This is a genomic window from Alicyclobacillus sp. ALC3, from assembly GCF_028751195.1.
Classification (GTDB): Bacteria; Bacillota; Bacilli; order Alicyclobacillales; family Alicyclobacillaceae; genus Alicyclobacillus_L.
In genome coordinates this window covers 4,182,095-4,198,587 of record NZ_CP066784.1, presented here as the reverse complement: position 1 = coordinate 4,198,587, position 16,493 = coordinate 4,182,095, and the positions used below count along the sequence as shown (strand labels likewise).

The following is a 16,493-nucleotide window of genomic DNA, read 5'->3' as shown; positions in this document are numbered from 1 at the left end:
TCTCTGGAGCGGCCACGTCGCACACACCATTCATCGAAAGAGGGATGATAATGAGCAAACCCATATTCATTTGCCCCAAGGGCCACTACTCCTTCGTGAGCCCTGAACTGTTCTCCATACACCATGGTGACATCGTCATCCGCTGCTCGGTGTGTCAGGAGTCCACCATCGTGCATTGCGACCTGGCGGTGACGGACAACGCGAAACCTGAACGCACCGACAGTTCCCCTATCGGCGAAGATCATCGCCCATCGCCGCGCGCCGAATCTACACACACTACATTCAAGTGAAGAGTGCACATCTGCCTGCTTCCATCTCCTGCCGTTGACTGTCCAAACACGCAGAGCTAAGTTGGACATCCAATCGGGGCTCCATGACCGGACAAGAGAAGGGACGTGTGATGGAGCCACCCGGCGAATGCGGAATACACGCCGTCGGAAACTTCTACACGTCACCGGAGGTGATCCCAAATGGAACAAAAAAAGATCTACGAAGTCGCGGTCTACCTGCGTAAAAGCCGCGACGACACCGATGGAGAAGAAGACGTTTTGCTAAAGCACGAAACCGCGCTCACCGATCTCGTTCGAAAGAACAACTGGCGATATGTAATCTACCGGGAAATCGGCAGTTCCGACAGCATCGACTATCGCACGGAATTCAAGCGACTCCTAAAGGACGTAGAGAACGACTTTTACGACGCGGTCGTGGTAATGGACTATGATCGCTTGAGTCGCGGCGATAAGGAAGACCGCGCCCGAGTGGAAAAAGTCCTCAAGCTCTCGAACACCCTGGTGGTGACGCCCAGTCGGGTGTACGACCTAAACGACGAAGACCAGGAACTGATCACCGATATCGAAGGCGTCTTTGCAAGGTATGAATACCGAATGATCAAGAAGCGTTTTCAACGCGGCAAGAAGATTGGAGCACGGCTCGGACACTGGACAAATGGTCCCGCCCCCTTCCCCTACGTCTACAACTCCGAAGCAAAATCTCTTGCCATCGACCCCGATAAATTCGAGATTTACCAACTTATCAAGAAACGACTCCTCAGTGGAGCCACGTGTGCTGCAATCTGCTGGGAGCTAAACCGCATGGGCATTCCTTCGCCCAAGGGCAAGTTGTGGCAGGAGAGCGTGTTATACCGCCTTGCACTCAACGAAGTTCACCTCGGGCGCATAGTCTACGGCAAGACGAGCGGTGGGCTGCACAAGAACCGAAAAACGGCTCCTTTTCGCATCAATTCACGAGAGAATTGGGTGGTCGTCGAAAACGCGCATCCCGCCGTGAAAACTCCAGAAGAACATGCGAAGATCGTCAAACTTTTGGAACAGCGTCGAATCCAGAACAAACGAACGAGACATGGGACCTACGTGTACTCCGGGCTTGTATTCTGCGGCAAGTGTGGTTCCTCCATGCAATTTCAGCCCAAGGAGAATGGCCGCATTCTGGTGAAGAAATGTCAGAAAATCGATCCGTACGGGAACCGCTGCGGTAATCCTGGTGCCGACCTTGAACATGTGGATCTAGCGGTGGTTGAAAGCCTACGGGACTACGAAGAAGAAATCCGTTCGAAACCCATTCAAATAACGGCTTCCCCCGACATGACACCGCAAATGGTTTTGCGGTTGAGAGAGACAGAACTGGACACTTTGCACGAAGGTGTAACCCGGCTTAAAGACCTCTATGTCTCCGGAGACTTGACAAAGCAGGAGTATCGATCGCGACTGGATCGTCAGAAAGATCTCATCACGAAAAAAGAGAACGAAATTCAGCAGCTAAAGGAAACGTTGCAGCTTGGTGGGCCTGTATCCGACCGGGATAGGTTAGAACGAATCGAAAAACTGAACAACGTGTGGAAACTCCTCGACAAAAAACCAGATGAAAAGAATCGGTTGCTCAAACAGATCATTGAGCGGGTTGAGTACACGCGAAACGGATATGGGATCAACGTGCGAGTAAAATTCCGCTAGGCTCGCCTGCCCGGACACATTCACGAACAACCATGGTACAATATCTCCAAGGTAGTTCTCAAAGGTGTGAATAACATGGCACTCATGGATTTGAAAATTGATTTCGCGTTCAAAGCATTATTCGGCAGCCCCGGCAGCGAACCCATTTTAATCGCGTTTTTGAACGCCGCTTTGAAGCGCTCGGAGAGCGGAGAGATTACCTCCGTTGATTTAATCAATCCAGAGCTTGGCCCAAAGTACATGGACGATAAAAAGTCCATATTGGACATTCATGCGCGTACTAAAGATGGTACCAGGATCAACATCGAGATCCAGCTTGCCAACCGTCATGACATGGAGAAGCGCACATTGTACTATTGGTCGTGTATCTTTTCAGACCAGATGCAAAAGGGCATGTCGTATTCCGAACTGGCACAGACGATCACAATAAACATCTTGAATTTCCGCTACGTAAGAGCGACCGAGCGGTATCATACGACATTTCATTTGTATGAGGACACGGACCAGTTCTTGCTCACCGAGGCGCTGGAAATCCACTTCATGGAGATTCCAAAGTTGTTGACAAACTGGCGAAAACGTACCGTTAATCTCCATGAGGACCGACTCGTCCGATGGCTACTACTATTGGAAGCGGCGGAAGACGATGAAATCCGGGATGAGTTGGAGACGATTGCAAAGGAGGATCCTGTCATGAAAGAGGCATTCGAAAAATGGGAGGGCATCAGTCGCGATCCCCAGGCATTGGCCGAGTACCACTCCAGGCGCATGGCGATCCTGGACGAGGCCGCTGCCATCCGAGAAGCGGAGTTGCGGGAACAAATAGCTCGTAAGGAAGCTATTCGGGACATTATAAAGAGAATGATTGATGCAGATCAGGACTTGGATACAATTGCGAAGTTTACGGGCCTGACGCGAGAGGAAGTTGAGGAGATTCGACGACGGGTTCAGTGAGAAAATAAGATCCCTTCCATTTCAGGGAACTACGACTGCATGCCGATTGTCGATGCGGAAAGCAGCAAGCAACTGTGAGTTCCCAGAACGATTGCACAGGAGTGCGGTAATGAGAGATATATTTGGACCATGTGAGGATAAAGGCCGTGATCCGCTAGGCTTTCATTGGGCAAAACATTGAGGAAATCAGTGAATTCGCGCGAGGCCACCTTTCGCATGGATGGAAGGTCTTATTGGAAAAATACAACGAACGGGTTTTTAGCTGTTGAGACGGATCGTTCATTACTTATTGAAATAAACGCAAACCTTCAGTGAGCGCCAAGGCGGTGATTGCACTGGCAGACAACGTTAGCCGGGAAGTCCGCCGAAAAACCATGCAAGCCATCAAATCAAATAATACTTCTTTTGAGAACCGGGTGCGTAAAGGGCTCTGGCGCCGGGGCAGCCGGTCTCGCAACAATGTGCAAACCTTAATGGGAAAACCTTATATTGCAATCAAGAAGTATAAAGTGGCATTATTCCTTGATTCTTTTTTGCCACGGGTATGCCGAGCATTGCTGGATGCCGAATGCAAACGCAGACTATTGGCAGCAAAAGATTCAACATAATCGAACGCAAGATGCAAACGTGTGCCAGTACTACAATCAGCATGGTTGGAACGTGCTTCGAGTTTGGGAGCACGAAGTGAAACGAAATTTTGACGAGACATTTGGACGTATTGTACGTTTCATCGAAATGGCCAAACGCAGACAATCCTGATTAAACTCCGAAACCTGTAAATCTGATTTAGCAAAGCTCCTAATGAGTGTAGGCACTCTATACATTGGCTCAACAGGTAATTTGCCTCTTCGTCACGTTGAGTGGGTAATGAATTAGGACACCTGAATTCTTGCACGACACGGGTGACATTTTTGATGTCCCGTTAAACGAATCGTGGAATATCGTAGTGAAGCGAGCATATGCCGCGAAAGTCCTTGACGGGCAAGGATTGAAGCATAATTTACGCCTAAAGAATGCCGACCATCATAAGGCATTCTTCCTAACCCCTTGCGTTAATAACGCCGTTCAGAATTCGGTACCCATTTAAGCGACGAAGAGCCTGTAATTTTACCATGTCCTAAAATAGCTCTCCATTACTGAAAACACATTCTTCTTCAAGTAAGAAGCTGCTCAAAGGGTCAATTTTCATAGTAACCCATCTCCTTTCCACAACCCGTGCGTTGAGTAATATCCCAGCACGTCTACCGCTATGGGGAACGGGGCTTCGGTTAATAACGAAGAAGATCCGCCCAATTCATTTTCTCTTGACGTAAGGCAATAGGTAAATCCAAACTTACACCCGCAATCTTCCTGATATATACCAACATTTGCCCAATAGTTCATTTCCGACATTAGTCGCCTCTTGGTCTTCTGTTCAGAGTGCGTTGTCACTTTAACAAACTCAATGTCTATGAACTCTTGACCATCAATAATCCATGAAGGACTTGTATAGTAGTTTTTTCGTGCCCTCAGTGCTGAAAACACGTATTCGTCGCCTATTCTATCGCCTAATTCAGTCCCTATGAGAAGTTGAATTTTTAGCAAAACTCTCCGACCTGAAACATTCGTCACATGAACTTCCCGTTTGGCAATCGATTCCCGAAACGCTCTAGTTCTCCATTCCTCATCATGCTTTACTTTGAGGATCTCGGCGGTCAACAAAGCCAACTTAAAATCATCTTCTTTAGAAATGCTAGGAGGAATTGATTGTGTCTGTCGACAATCCGGAAACCCAGAACAGCGGAAAAACGAACCGTACTTTCCATGACGCAAAACCATTTGCTTACTACATTTAGGACACTGGCGTCCACCATTCACTATCCAACTCGCCCCTAAGTTGATTCCACATTTTCAGTTTTCAAATTTAATTCAAGATGCGTGTTCGAGGATTCTTCAAGTCCCCACTCATTCCAGTTGTGCCGTCCAATCCCGGGCAATTTGTTTCCAATTTAACTCACGGGGTTCTTCACCAACCCAAACTTCCCAGAACTTCGGGTCGTCGGATAGTGGCCTGTGCTCGTCCTTGAGCCGATTGATGCTGACTTGAACAGGGATTGGTGCAGCCCAGCCCATCAAGATGGCTTCACCAGTCGGCAGACTTGGAAGCTCCTGCAAAAAGCCGCCTAAGTTATCCGGAATGAGTCGACTAACTAGCTCTTGGTCCCTATCGTTCACTATACGGTGCAGCAAAAACGTATTACATTGGGATAAGACTGTTGGAGAAAGCTCTGATGGACGCTGCGACGAAAGCACTAGCCCAAGACCAAACTTACGTCCCTCTCGCGCGATTCGTTCGAAAACTTCTCGACAAACGTCTGCAGCATCAATCGCACCCTCATCTGTATGCTCACGAGAACGTTTGATAAACGAATGTGCTTCTTCAAGTACGAGTACAGTTGGTAGCGTTCTACCATTGTGGGTACGACGATAACGTTGGACCAGTTCGAAAACCATCCGTGCGATAACTGCGGTTACTATATGGACGACATTGCTAGGTACGAGCGATAGGTCTAAAACTGTAATCGCGCTATCTTCCTCATCACCAGAACCAATGTAACTATGAAGCCATTGTTCCAAAGTTACGATTTCAGACGGTGCGATAATTGCCCCGAGCTTCGCATCTTTAAGAAGTGCCCGGATACGTGCGCTCAATGTTTGTATGTGCTGAACATTACCCGGACTCTCTTGTAGGGTCATGTCATCCAAATAGTCTGCTAAGGCGTGCACATTGAAGGGAATTGGAGAATTTGCATCCACCTCTGGTATTTGTTGAACACTTTCTCCACACTGGGCTATCACGGCATTCGTACGATTCAGTAACTCCAATAATTCTGATTCGACGAATGAAGACCAATACCCCTTGTCGTTTCTCCGGCGTCTAATAATCTCTCCACATTGGTTGACTACTTCTTGTATCGCCGTCGACAAGCCTTCATCTGCTACTTGAAATCTCATACATTTATCTTGAACAGAGACGAGAAGCCCGCCAACATCCTTGTATTTTGTATACTCGGTATACTGAGTAGGATCATTTACGATAAATTGGAGTTTCTGCCTGACGAAAGAGAAGTATCGTCTTACTGCATCTACTTCGGTTAGGTCCAACTTGCCTCCAGCTTTTAATTCCCGTAAGGCGCGTAATAACATTGGACGCTGTACACCAGGTCTTGCACCAGTAAATGCTACCCATTCCTGTTCGTCCCACAGCCAGGCAGGGACTTGTATGTTTCGTGCAGAATTAGTATCTGTGGATTCATTGTGCCCCCCTTGCACCTGAAACACACGCGCATGTAAATCACCAAAAGTATTACGATATTCGCCATTCGGATCTAATACAATAAAACGGCAGTTGAGAGGTTTTTCTGACTCTCGTTTTCTGCGCTCCTCTTCAGCACGCTCCAACGTCCATCTAATTACCCCTGTAACCGTACAAGATTTCCCGCTTCCCGTATTTCCGAGTATAGCCAAGTGTCTTCCAAAAATTCTATTTGGGTGAACAGAAATAGTGGCATCTGCAGCAAGAACCGAAGTTCCAATCACTACTCCTTGTTCCGCTTCACCTCCCTCAATAATATTCCTTAGTTGGCTTACGGAAGGTAAAATCACCTTATCTCCAACCGACGGATATACACTCAGTCCACGGTTTAACTGGTATATAAGTTTATCTGGGTATTCACGATCCACGGTCTGTTGAAGTGTTCCAAGTGGCAAGACAGTCATTTTCCGAAGTGGGAACGGTAAATCTAACAATCCAAAGTCCTTGAAACCACTGCGTCTAGGATAAGCTGACCTTTCAATGCCAAGCCAAGTAACCATTCCGACAATTGAACCAACTTCATTGGGAATGAGGACATAGCCATTTAATCTCGGGAATCCCTGTGGAACGACTGCATTGAGTGCAGTTGTTTGCGGAGCATCAATATCGAGCAGAACTCTAAATTCATTGGGAGCAACTGACTCAATTGTTCCAACCGTCAATGAAGCGACTTCTTCGATATATGAGTTCATTTATCATTGCTCCCTTGTTCTGCATCGCCTTCAGGTTCGATTGCATAGGCTCGCCTTGCCTCCAATGCGGTCCTACGAATTGAGATATCATCAATTGATGGTTTTGGCAGATAGTAATTCACCAAATTCTTTATATCCCCGTAATGATGCCCCACCAATAAAGATATTTGCGCCTGACGCCCCACTCTTTTCAAAAATGTCTCTAGTCTTCCGCCAGCATGATCCCATGAAATGACAACGAGATGCGTTGACGAAATGGAAAGCATGTCTGAGATTACACGATTGATATGATCATCTCCAAAACCATATCCATAGACGACAAGTGCGGAATTAGGTCTGCACAAGGCAGAAGAGAAGTCACGAAAGAGCTCTGCATAAGGAAACAGTAGGGTCTCAACATCTTTGGCTGGATTAGGATAAATCATCACCGAATGTAAAGGATCGCCGGAAAAATCCGAATGATTGGCCGACGCTCCAAACGGGATACCGTACCTCTTCAACTGATTCTTTTCGAATCGCCAATCCAACGAACCGTGAAGTTTAGTGAGTCGAACTACTCCCTCTAAATACCGTGGTTCTCCACGAATACCTGGAGGATTATAATGCATGTCAACAGCGATACGGGATGAGCGGAACAATGGAGTTAATGTTCCAACAAACCGGTCGATTGTCCGAAGTCCAACAAGGTCACATCCATATTCAATTAAACGATCATAATTCGTTGTAAAAACGTTGAGTCGTTCTCTTGAAGCCGTGCGGCTTGCAAAACTCAGGAGGAACGAAACCAATGTTTGCTCCACTTCATTCATATTCTCATGAACACTCTTGAGGATTCCAGCCTCAGTGATTAGTACCGATTCAAGCAAACTCCTAAACACACGATTCAACGCAGAAGTCCATTCATCAACCGCAGGATCTTGAGTAATTCGCAAACCTTCAACAAGATTTAAAGCACCACGAATTTGGTCCTCTATGTTGGCACTTCCGCGCTCGCACGCAATTGCACTTTGCTCTGCCACAATATTGACACGGTCTTCATATGGCAATGGGTCCGGATGACCAAACGATACTCGGTTCATATTCGTTTGTGAGGCGCCCGCCAAATTCGCTAACGCACTAGTAAAACCACTTCCAAGTAACAAGGACAAGTGCTCCGATTGGAAGACGGAAGATAGCCAAGGTTCTATATCTCTTTTATATTTCAGGATATCGCTTAATTCAGGTTCACTATCACTTGTTTTCGTTCCCATACGATAAAAATGCGTATTACTGTCCCATACCATGGAAACAACACATCCAAATCCAGAAGTTTCTACTATCATATCACAAACGAAGCTAATCATATTCCACACTACCGAGTCGTATTAATTAAACAAGAAACGAGGAAGGTGAGACTATGACGCTTCAAATAAGGATTTTTCAAAGTGAGAATAAAAACGTAAAAGTCTTAGAGCACGATGTAAACACGTGGCTAAATGAAGTCGACGAAGATAGTGTTCTGGGCATACAGACCAGCTCCACATCTTACGGCTATGGAGAAAATTGTCCGACAACATGGCAAGACCTGTTCGTGACGGTTCTGTATAGATCTCTCCCAGATAAAATTGATTAATCAATCAACAGAAAGTCGACAGAGTTTGAAGAACCGGGATTTCTCCCTTGGTAGTAGACTCAAATTTCATGCACAGAATTCCCCACTTGCTGGCTCAGCGCATCACCCGAAACAAATACTGAATACACTTACTCACCTGCGCTACTAATTTACATATTAAGGAAATGCAAACTCCCCAAAAACTAGAACAGACAAATAAGGAACATTTGTCACAGGACTCCTAGTGGACGTCCTGCGTTCCTTAAATGAATTTTGAGCCGTGCCAATCAGCCCGAACAAAGTGTTTGAACTCGTAACCGCGAAGTCTCAAATCACCGACATGATCGGTAACAATGACTTGGGGACGAACGCCGGTTTTCGCGGCGACTAAATCAATTTCTTTCAAGATCGTCGTATAGATCCTTCGGACCTTCTCAAAGTCACTATCTTCATTGCCCTCATCCAGTACCGCATCTGAATTAGGGAAATAAACTTGACTTGGTTGATCAAGAAACAGAAAATTGGGCACCTTCGACTCGGGCTCACGCGCAAACAAATGTAGAAAGCCCAAAAATACAGCTAAGTGACAGGATAGCCAGTTTGCGCCACTCCCCATTTCACTGAGATATATCTTTTGATGGTGGGAACGGTCCTGCTGATATAAGTCAAACGTCTCCTGCAAGTCAATGACCAGATTCGGTGGATTAAACTCGTCTTCAAAATCGAGTTGTGCTACGATTCGATTCATGTCCTTACTCATTGCGGCTATGGCTTCGCGATAGTAATGCGCCAAGTCATACCCCGAAATCAGGTCTTTAAGGGTCGCAACTTCTGCACGCAACGTGTCAAGGTCATCCGACTGTCCAAATACACGAAGGTTATTTCTTACCACATCGACATGTAAATCAATTTGCGCTTTTGCATACAAGCTCTGCTCCTGTAAGGTCTTACTTTTTTCGTGTACTTCCTTGTGAACCCGTTCAATTTCATCCAGTCGACGTGTCACGCGTTGAATGTCACGAGATACCTCATCGCGCTGATGCGTTAGCTTCCCGATTTGCTCGTCGAAATCATTTTGATGATAATCAATCTGTAGCAGTTGCTCTTGGAGCCAAGATAAAGATTGCTGAACGCGCATTGTCTTAACGGGCAGTTCGTCGTGGGGTTTACCACATACGGGACATACAATTACTCCCTCTAACTCTTCAGGTACCGCCGCAATTTTTCTTAATCGACGTAGTTCTTGTGCATATTCACTGCCATGGTTTTGGCTAGCTTTCAATTCATGGATTTTGATTTCAAGGATTTGTTTCTCTCGGCGCAGATCTTCCAAATCGCTTTTCAAACTCAACCATTCGTTTTGCGTTTCTGCAGTTAAGTACCGACTATAATTAAATCCAGGTAAGTGGTCCTGTAGTTCCAACAGTTTTTCGAGGGGCAGTTGGTCATCCAGTTTCTCCCCGACAAGCATGTAATACTTACGGAACGTATTAACAAGTTCTCTTTGTTTTTCACTCATATATCGTTCATTAATCTGCGTTTCGCGTTCCAGCCGACGAAGCTGCTTTTGCTTGGTATCCAGTTCATACTGCATAGTGTAATACTTTTGGTCTACCCATCCCGCAAACACAGGTAGTTGGCGGATGACCGCCTGTCGCTTTTCCGCTTTATCAAAGCGATAAAATAATGCAAACTTGTTTGCAATCAAATTCTGATGCTGAAGGAGAAATGACATCATATTTCGGATGCTCGGTTTGCCTTCTTTCCGCTCATCGGACACCTCGCTCATGTCCGTAACGGTCAAGCCCAGCAAGCTCCCCACTTGATCGAGAATCCGACGAATCTGTGCAAAGCCATTAGGGTCGAAATCATCAAGCGAAATCTCCCTAATGCTCTTGACGTTCGGTTCAACCCCAAGAAACATTTTGGTACGACCATCATGAGCAAAGGAGTGCCTGCCCAGAATTACGCTTGTCTTACGAATCTGTAATATAATGCAGTACAGAAAACCAAAGTTCGTGATAACACCCTTTGGAAGCGTCGCTTGTGAACTCCCTAGACAGTAGTCAATGATCTCAAGAAGGGCACTTTTGCCCGATTTAGAATCACCCGTTATGATGTTCAAACCCTCTTTGAGTTCGATGTATCGCTTATCGCCTTGGCTATTGAAAACCGCAATCCCTCGAATAAATGTCGTCATAAAGGATACACTCCCATTTTCATAAACACCGCTGCGTCATGAGATTCCTTTTGAAGGACGACGCCGAAATAATGTGCCGCCTTGTATAGCTCCCGCAGGTCACGGTCGGTACAGTCTTGGAATCGAACCTGCGAATTTACCGCAACTGTCGTATCCACATGGAACGCATTTCGGGTAGCCCCAACTACGAGGGATTCATTCGTCAGCGTCTTATACAACAAATAGCGGCGCTGAAGTCCTGCGAGGTTTTCTCTTTTCCTTTGATCGTCAAGAAACAAGCTGTACAAAGAACTCCGCTTGTTTGCCCCCGCCAAGACCGTACGAGAAGGCTCATACAGCACCATCGGCAACACCAAGTACACCCGGGGGAAGGTTGTTCTACCCCCTGCCCCGCTTAAGAAGTATGTCATAATGCGTGCCATATGAAAGGGATTAAATGATAGCTCCGCGAGGTTTTCAATTCCCATCAGAATCCTCCAAATGCCATGTTAGGCTGCCATCATCAACGATCGAGTGAATGATTCCGTTTTGAAAATATTGTTGATTGTCACTGAACGAACTCAGTGACCGTGGCGTGAGCGTCATTGCTTCGTCATAATACGTCTGTGAAGAACGAACGGAATCCCCACCTTGCACTTGCATGTTCCGTCTCTGTATGCGTTTCCTTCGATGCAGGTACTTTTTTAGGTCATTTTCGTAGCTGAGGAGTTCCTGTGTGTACACGTAGCTGTTGCGAAAATAACTGCTGACGATTGCCATGGCTTGCCAATAATTCTCGACCGCCTCATTCACTTCTTCATGATATTCAATCCGCAGAATTTCCTTAACGAATCGATACTTACCATGTCCATCACTGGTCTTATGACCGACATCAGGAGGGTTAATCGGGATGGGGATTTTCCCGCTCACGAATTTATCTCTCAATTTCACGAGAAGATCGCTGAATTCACCGTGATTAATCCTCCAACTATGGGGAGGCAGTGTCGGCTTCAAGAGAATGTATCCTAGAAGCCCCTCTATATAAAAAGGGATTTGTTCCTGAGGGACGTTATTCAATACTTTATGTTTACAAAGTGATTCCGCCTTCGTTGCAACCGATGGATTTCCCGTGCATAGCTCAACACGTCCGACGATGTGAATTAACGCGTCATTTGGACATCCAAATACCGCATCGAATAAGGGACGAAAGGTTTTTTCCTGTTCCTTTTTGATGCCACCGATTTCCCTCAACCTCTCAACCCGCTTTTGTACATCCAGCTTGTCCCACCCATAGAATGCGGATTCATCCGAAATCGTTGAAGTGGTTAGCAGGATGAGACGCTTATACACCGCGAGATGGTCACGATTCATGATCCAGTTTTTCAGTGTATTCCAAAACTCGCTATCGCGATTCGAGAGATGATGTTCCACAAGGTGGCTTTTCACTTCGATGTTAGAGGCGTCATGCGGAGAGACCTTGCTCAGGTCACCATGTTCTTCTACATAGATGGCTTCGCCCTCGTCTAACTCAAGGCAATGTTCTAGTACAACGAGGTAATGATAAGTATCGCCTAATTTGGCCAGGGTGTCATCATTCGATAGCCGTTTCAAATGTAACTAACCCTCTCAATCACATTCGCATCGTTAACAGTATTTTACTTCTAACGGATTTTGAATGCAATTGTAGAGCTAGATTGTCAAGTGGACAAATGATGGTATAATCCCGAGGTCAATTCGAAAGAACGGTGCATCGAATTAGTTAAATCTTTGCTAACTTCCGTCCATCTTCCTCCAATGGAGTAATATATGGACTCGGCATCAATGACATGTCGGCATAGGAAGCTCTCTTTGTGGGTTTTCTATTCATAGCCCCGCAGGGCTACGAATAGCCGATGGACAGGAATACAGCCTTGGACTCTCTTTCAGCCTTCTGAAACGCCTCTGTTCCCCACGGAAACCAGTCTACGGGATTGTACGCATGTTGAAGTAAATATGGCGAATTCTCGTGTATCAAACGATTCGGCTTTTTATCCGTCATCGCAATCGAACTCCTTTCAGTATCGAAATCTACAACGTCAGTATATCCCAACTGCAGTAAATCCTCCGCCATATCACACCCACATGCCAAAACGCGGTGTGCCGGGCAGAGGGAAAACTCGGTTCCCTCACATCAACCATTGGGGGGTGCGGACGATAGGAAAGCGACGACGAAAACAGCAACAACACCATCAAAGGTTTATCGCTTGCTCCCCAGCTTGAAGCCCGCCTTCCACCCGTGGAGGGGGTCTCCTTTCGCCTCACGATTCCTTTCGACGCACGATTGCACGATACAACGTTGCCTTACTGACACCAGTGAACTCCTGAATCCGCATCCGCCGACGTTCTCGTTGGGCCTTCTGAAAGGCCTCGGGGCCCCAAGGAAACCAGTTCACCCGTGAGGTACACAACTCAGTCTATGTATTCCGACAGTTCCCGCACAATATACGACACCGTCTTCTCTGGGTATAGTTCTGGCTTCCTCCAAGCATTGCAGAGGAATTCCACCACCGACCACAGCTTGGCAACCCGTATCAGCCTGTCTAAATCATCAAAACCGGTCGGAACGCAGCCGGTGTACTTCGTCCAACATGCCCGATACACTTCAGCGATACCGTTCTCCATTGTCCCGTCCTTGCTACCTAGACCAGGCATTGTGATTCCCAGGTCAATTGCAGGATGCCCATATGAAAAGCGTTCCCAGTCGATGAGGACCAGTTCGCCGTTCTCCCGGATGCGCCAGTTTGTCGGATTCGGATCTGCTGATATGCAGCATAGCGGTTGAAAGAGACGCTCAGCTTCGTGCTGGATGCGAGTCAGCCGCTCTACCACGTGTTCTCGCTCCGAGCCGTCGGCGAACCATTCCGATGCTCGCCTGGTCATCTCTTTGTCCCACCTCGGTTGGTATGCATCGGTAGGCAAAGTTCGACGCCTGTCTTGCCAGGTCCCTGCATGTAGGCGAAACAACATTTCGATCTGTTCCCAGTCGCAGTTCTTCCAACGCTCGTGCGGAAAAGGGTTTGGGATGTCTTCGATGGAAATCCAATGCCGTCCGGCGTCGTCACAGCCTGACCAATAGAGGGTTGCTATGCCTATGCCGACATGACAAAGGGGATCGGCGTGGTGTTCGTAAAAGTTGCGTTCTCTTGGAGTGGTGGAGGACTTCACGATAACAGACTTGCCATCCGTGAAGTTGAGGCGAACTGCACCTCCGTCACCTGCGATACCGGACAATGGTACTGCTTCGGCGATTGGACCAAACGTTGAGGAGAGAAAGGAAAGCAGGTCCGTCGGTATGGTAGGCAAATGTTCACCTCCCTGCAGGATTGTGTGCCATCACGGCCCCTCTATGGGAGGATTCAGCACATGTTGTGCAAAATCCTCTGCCACTGGATTCCAGGTTCTCCAGGCGTCACGCCGTGCCAATGAGTCGGCGACCCAGCGGTCCTCTGCTTCACCAGTTCACTCTCCTTTTCACCCGAATATCCCGAGTAAAATCACGCCCGCGCTAATGAGCCCAGCCGCAGTGATCCGTCGTCGCCCTTGTGTCTCCTTGAGCACCACAATCCCTAAAATTGTGCCAAAAACAGTCCCAATCTCCCGCATCGGGGCAAGCTGTGCTACCGGGGCCATACGAAGGGCCAATAGAAAGAGTAGATATCCTCCGGGAGAAATGAGTCCACCCAAGATGATTGTCCTCCAATTAACTCTCCATTCTACTCGAACAGCCCTGGATCTAACGGCCCACCACGACAAAACGATCAGGTTACCAAGGTTGCTCGCATCATTGAGTGTCACGGCTGGTATGTACTGCAAAGTGATCTTGTCGAACGTTGTGTAGGCCGTGACGGAGAGCCCCACCGCCAGTGCTAGACTGGTTGCATGTGGAGCAAGTGATCGCCCGGTGCTACATCCTCCAAATCGCCAGTTCCCAAGGATCCAGATACCGGCTACGACACAAGCAACACCGAGCCAGCCCAGTGTCGTCAGTCTTTCGCCAAGGATTGACACTCCAAGGAGCAGCACAAGCAACGGACTCACGCCACGCATCAGCGGATAGACCTGCGAGAGTTCACCGGCTGTATAAGTCCGGGAAAGCACCATCACATAGACACCGTGCAATGCGGCGGTAACAGCAAGAAACAGCCATCCCTCGGTCGGAATGTTGTGGTGCTCCATGGCTATAAGTGCCGAAGGTAGAAATGCGAATACAGCGACCCATTGAAAAGACCAGAGGAACACGACCTTGTTACGACTCTGTTTCGCGAACAGGTTCCAGACTGCATGCAGAAGTCCAGACATGACAACGAGAAAATGGCAACAGGAAACAAAATGAGTCTCCTCTCTGGAGACTCTTCAGGGTACAATAGCAACTTGAACAGGCGCTTGAACACCGACAAACTCGGCTCAAACGCTGCTCTTGGTCGCCAACCTTCTTCCATCCGGACTATACCGTCGGCACGGGATTCTCACCCGTTCCTGCTCTCGGCTATCCTCGCAAAGGCGACGACAACCTACGAGCTCGTGGGCTCATCAGACGCTGCTGCATCAACCACCGATCGGGAATTGGCCAGTATCAAGTGGCCTCACCCTGCCCTGAAGGTCTATTCGGTTGCTGTCAGACTCATAGTATTTTCGTCGAGATAGCCAAGTTGATGACCTCCACAATCGTGAGGTGTGATACGGGCATTTTTAACTGTGACTCATGATGCACCCTAAAAAATCCAGCGAGTTCCTGGTAAAATCTCGAATACGGTGTTCTTTTCCTTCTTCGGTGAAGATAACTGCACTTCCACCGTCCGGAACCTAGCCTTCTCCCTCGACACCTCGAACTCCAATTGGCTCAAGACCTGCTGGCCGAGAGCATCGGCAAAAAATCGCTCACAAGCCAATGGATCAGGCACGCCAAATCGAACCTTCTCAAGTTGCAGACCAGCGTGATCTGCATCCGGGTAGGTTACAGCATGGTGTGGGGCCACAAGTTCCATCCGGACGCCAAACGGAGTAGTAAAGAAAGACCGTCTTTCCCCTTCTCGATACGCCAACTCACGGGCGACGAAGGTCCTTTTGCACAGTTCGTAAGTTTCTTCATCAACTCGAAGTCCAAAGTGCTCTAACAGAGGTTCGGGCTGAGTTCCAGGACCCAACACTAGGTCAAATGTGCCCTTTTTGAGTTGCGTCAAGCGAAATCGTGCGCCAGCGTCGATGAGTGCTCGCCATCCAACCTCTGGTTCAAAGCGAACCTCCTTGGACCCGACAAGTCCGTATCTCGCAATCACTTGCATCCCAAGACGCTCGACGAAGGCTCTCTCAGTCCCTTCGGGATCCGCAACATAGAAATGCAAATGGAACAACCGACTTGGAATCATCACAATGTACCCCCTTCCGTCGTGTCGTGGTGTTCGCACCGTTGCATCATGTGTTGAAGATACTCTCGGCTCTGGCCACTGAATGAGAGTCCCGTTAAAGTACTATGGTAGAGCGTAACCGTGCAAAGCCAATGCGCTCTTGAGTACCTAACCATGACCACGAATCTCTGGCACCCGCATTGGAACCATCCTACCCTCATACTTCTGTCAATTCTATACTCCATCAGTCGTAGGTCACATGATCACTACAAGCGGGTCGACTTTGCTTGAACTTTTACCTTTGTGTCATGCAACTTGGCATCCGGGTGCCAGGGCAGTTTCCTATAAGAATGGCACCGGAGACGGGCAAC

Annotated in this window: 13 protein-coding genes, 3 pseudogenes and 1 riboswitch; of the genes and pseudogenes, 5 read left to right on the top strand and 11 right to left on the bottom strand. The window is 47.7% G+C overall.

Going from position 1 to position 16,493, the window contains the following annotated elements:
- Nucleotides 1-50 precede the first annotated feature (50 nt).
- The 5 genes from JC200_RS19505 to JC200_RS19485 all read left to right on the top strand — a co-directional run bounded on the left by JC200_RS19505 (nt 51) and on the right by JC200_RS19485 (nt 3,680).
- Entirely contained in the window at nt 51-290 is a 240-nt protein-coding gene (locus tag JC200_RS19505) for a hypothetical protein (protein ID WP_206652324.1), read from the top strand.
- Between the two features lie 180 nt (nt 291-470).
- Nucleotides 471-1,970, top strand: coding sequence for a recombinase family protein (locus JC200_RS19500; protein WP_206652323.1), 1,500 nt, complete (start codon nt 471-473; stop codon nt 1,968-1,970).
- 75 nt (nt 1,971-2,045) lie between these two features.
- The gene (locus JC200_RS19495) at nt 2,046-2,921 is read left to right on the top strand and encodes an Rpn family recombination-promoting nuclease/putative transposase (RefSeq protein WP_274433383.1); all 876 of its coding nucleotides are present in this window, start codon (nt 2,046-2,048) and stop codon (nt 2,919-2,921) included.
- A gap of 326 nt (nt 2,922-3,247) precedes the next feature.
- Complete coding sequence (locus JC200_RS19490) at nt 3,248-3,529, top strand: PDDEXK family nuclease (RefSeq protein ID WP_274433382.1); 282 nt, start codon at nt 3,248-3,250, stop codon at nt 3,527-3,529.
- Nucleotides 3,483-3,680 carry a DUF559 domain-containing protein gene (locus JC200_RS19485; RefSeq protein ID WP_274433381.1) on the top strand — a complete coding sequence of 66 codons (198 nt, stop codon included), beginning with the start codon at nt 3,483-3,485 and terminating at the stop codon, nt 3,678-3,680. Before JC200_RS19490 ends, JC200_RS19485 begins: the two co-directional genes overlap by 47 nt.
- Nucleotides 3,681-4,106: 426 nt before the next feature.
- On the opposite strand, the gene JC200_RS19480 is transcribed toward JC200_RS19485, so the two are convergent.
- From JC200_RS19480 to JC200_RS19435, 11 genes and pseudogenes are all read right to left on the bottom strand, one after another.
- Nucleotides 4,107-4,628, bottom strand: coding sequence for a hypothetical protein (locus JC200_RS19480; protein WP_274433380.1), 522 nt, complete (start codon nt 4,626-4,628; stop codon nt 4,107-4,109).
- A gap of 39 nt (nt 4,629-4,667) precedes the next feature.
- Nucleotides 4,668-4,778 (bottom strand): annotated as a pseudogene (locus tag JC200_RS24515) (topoisomerase DNA-binding C4 zinc finger domain-containing protein); the annotation flags it as partial.
- An 87-nt stretch (nt 4,779-4,865) separates the two neighbouring features.
- Entirely contained in the window at nt 4,866-6,968 is a 2,103-nt protein-coding gene (locus JC200_RS19475; RefSeq protein WP_206652321.1) for an ATP-binding protein, read from the bottom strand.
- Nucleotides 6,965-8,311, bottom strand: a complete 1,347-nt coding sequence (locus JC200_RS19470) for an SIR2 family protein (RefSeq protein WP_206652320.1) — start codon at nt 8,309-8,311, stop codon at nt 6,965-6,967. Before JC200_RS19470 ends, JC200_RS19475 begins: the two co-directional genes overlap by 4 nt.
- A gap of 510 nt (nt 8,312-8,821) precedes the next feature.
- Nucleotides 8,822-10,759, bottom strand: coding sequence for a DUF3732 domain-containing protein (locus JC200_RS19465; RefSeq protein WP_206652319.1), 1,938 nt, complete (start codon nt 10,757-10,759; stop codon nt 8,822-8,824).
- A complete protein-coding gene (locus JC200_RS19460; RefSeq protein ID WP_206652318.1) occupies nt 10,756-11,226 on the bottom strand; it encodes a three component ABC system middle component in 471 nt (156 codons plus the stop codon). The genes JC200_RS19465 and JC200_RS19460 overlap by 4 nt, the downstream gene beginning before the upstream one ends.
- Nucleotides 11,216-12,349, bottom strand: a complete 1,134-nt coding sequence (locus tag JC200_RS19455) for an ABC-three component system protein (protein ID WP_206652317.1) — start codon at nt 12,347-12,349, stop codon at nt 11,216-11,218. The genes JC200_RS19460 and JC200_RS19455 overlap by 11 nt, the downstream gene beginning before the upstream one ends.
- A gap of 271 nt (nt 12,350-12,620) precedes the next feature.
- Nucleotides 12,621-12,776 (bottom strand): annotated as a pseudogene (locus tag JC200_RS19450) (DUF255 domain-containing protein); the annotation flags it as partial.
- 410 nt (nt 12,777-13,186) lie between these two features.
- Entirely contained in the window at nt 13,187-14,080 is an 894-nt protein-coding gene (locus tag JC200_RS19445) for a phosphotransferase family protein (protein ID WP_274433379.1), read from the bottom strand.
- 168 nt (nt 14,081-14,248) lie between these two features.
- A pseudogene (locus tag JC200_RS19440) lies at nt 14,249-15,079 on the bottom strand (DMT family transporter); the annotation flags it as partial.
- 121 nt (nt 15,080-15,200) lie between these two features.
- A riboswitch (FMN riboswitch) is annotated at nt 15,201-15,382 on the bottom strand.
- Nucleotides 15,383-15,489: 107 nt separating this feature from the next.
- On the bottom strand, nt 15,490-16,146 hold the full coding sequence (locus tag JC200_RS19435) for a VOC family protein (RefSeq protein WP_274433377.1): 657 nt from the start codon (nt 16,144-16,146) through the stop codon (nt 15,490-15,492).
- Nucleotides 16,147-16,493 lie beyond the last annotated feature (347 nt).

Excerpts from the sequence above, each read along its gene's own strand:
- JC200_RS19460 (WP_206652318.1), bottom strand. The coding sequence starts at position 11,226 with ATGGGAATTGAAAACCTCGCGGAGCTATCATTTAATCCCTTTCATATG.
- JC200_RS19495 (WP_274433383.1), top strand. The coding sequence starts at position 2,046 with ATGGCACTCATGGATTTGAAAATTGATTTCGCGTTCAAAGCATTATTC.
- JC200_RS19485 (WP_274433381.1), top strand. The coding sequence starts at position 3,483 with ATGCCGAATGCAAACGCAGACTATTGGCAGCAAAAGATTCAACATAAT.
- JC200_RS19475 (WP_206652321.1), bottom strand. The coding sequence starts at position 6,968 with ATGAACTCATATATCGAAGAAGTCGCTTCATTGACGGTTGGAACAATT.
- JC200_RS19500 (WP_206652323.1), top strand. The coding sequence starts at position 471 with ATGGAACAAAAAAAGATCTACGAAGTCGCGGTCTACCTGCGTAAAAGC.
- JC200_RS19470 (WP_206652320.1), bottom strand. The coding sequence starts at position 8,311 with ATGATTAGCTTCGTTTGTGATATGATAGTAGAAACTTCTGGATTTGGA.
- JC200_RS19505 (WP_206652324.1), top strand. The coding sequence starts at position 51 with ATGAGCAAACCCATATTCATTTGCCCCAAGGGCCACTACTCCTTCGTG.
- JC200_RS19465 (WP_206652319.1), bottom strand. The coding sequence starts at position 10,759 with ATGACGACATTTATTCGAGGGATTGCGGTTTTCAATAGCCAAGGCGAT.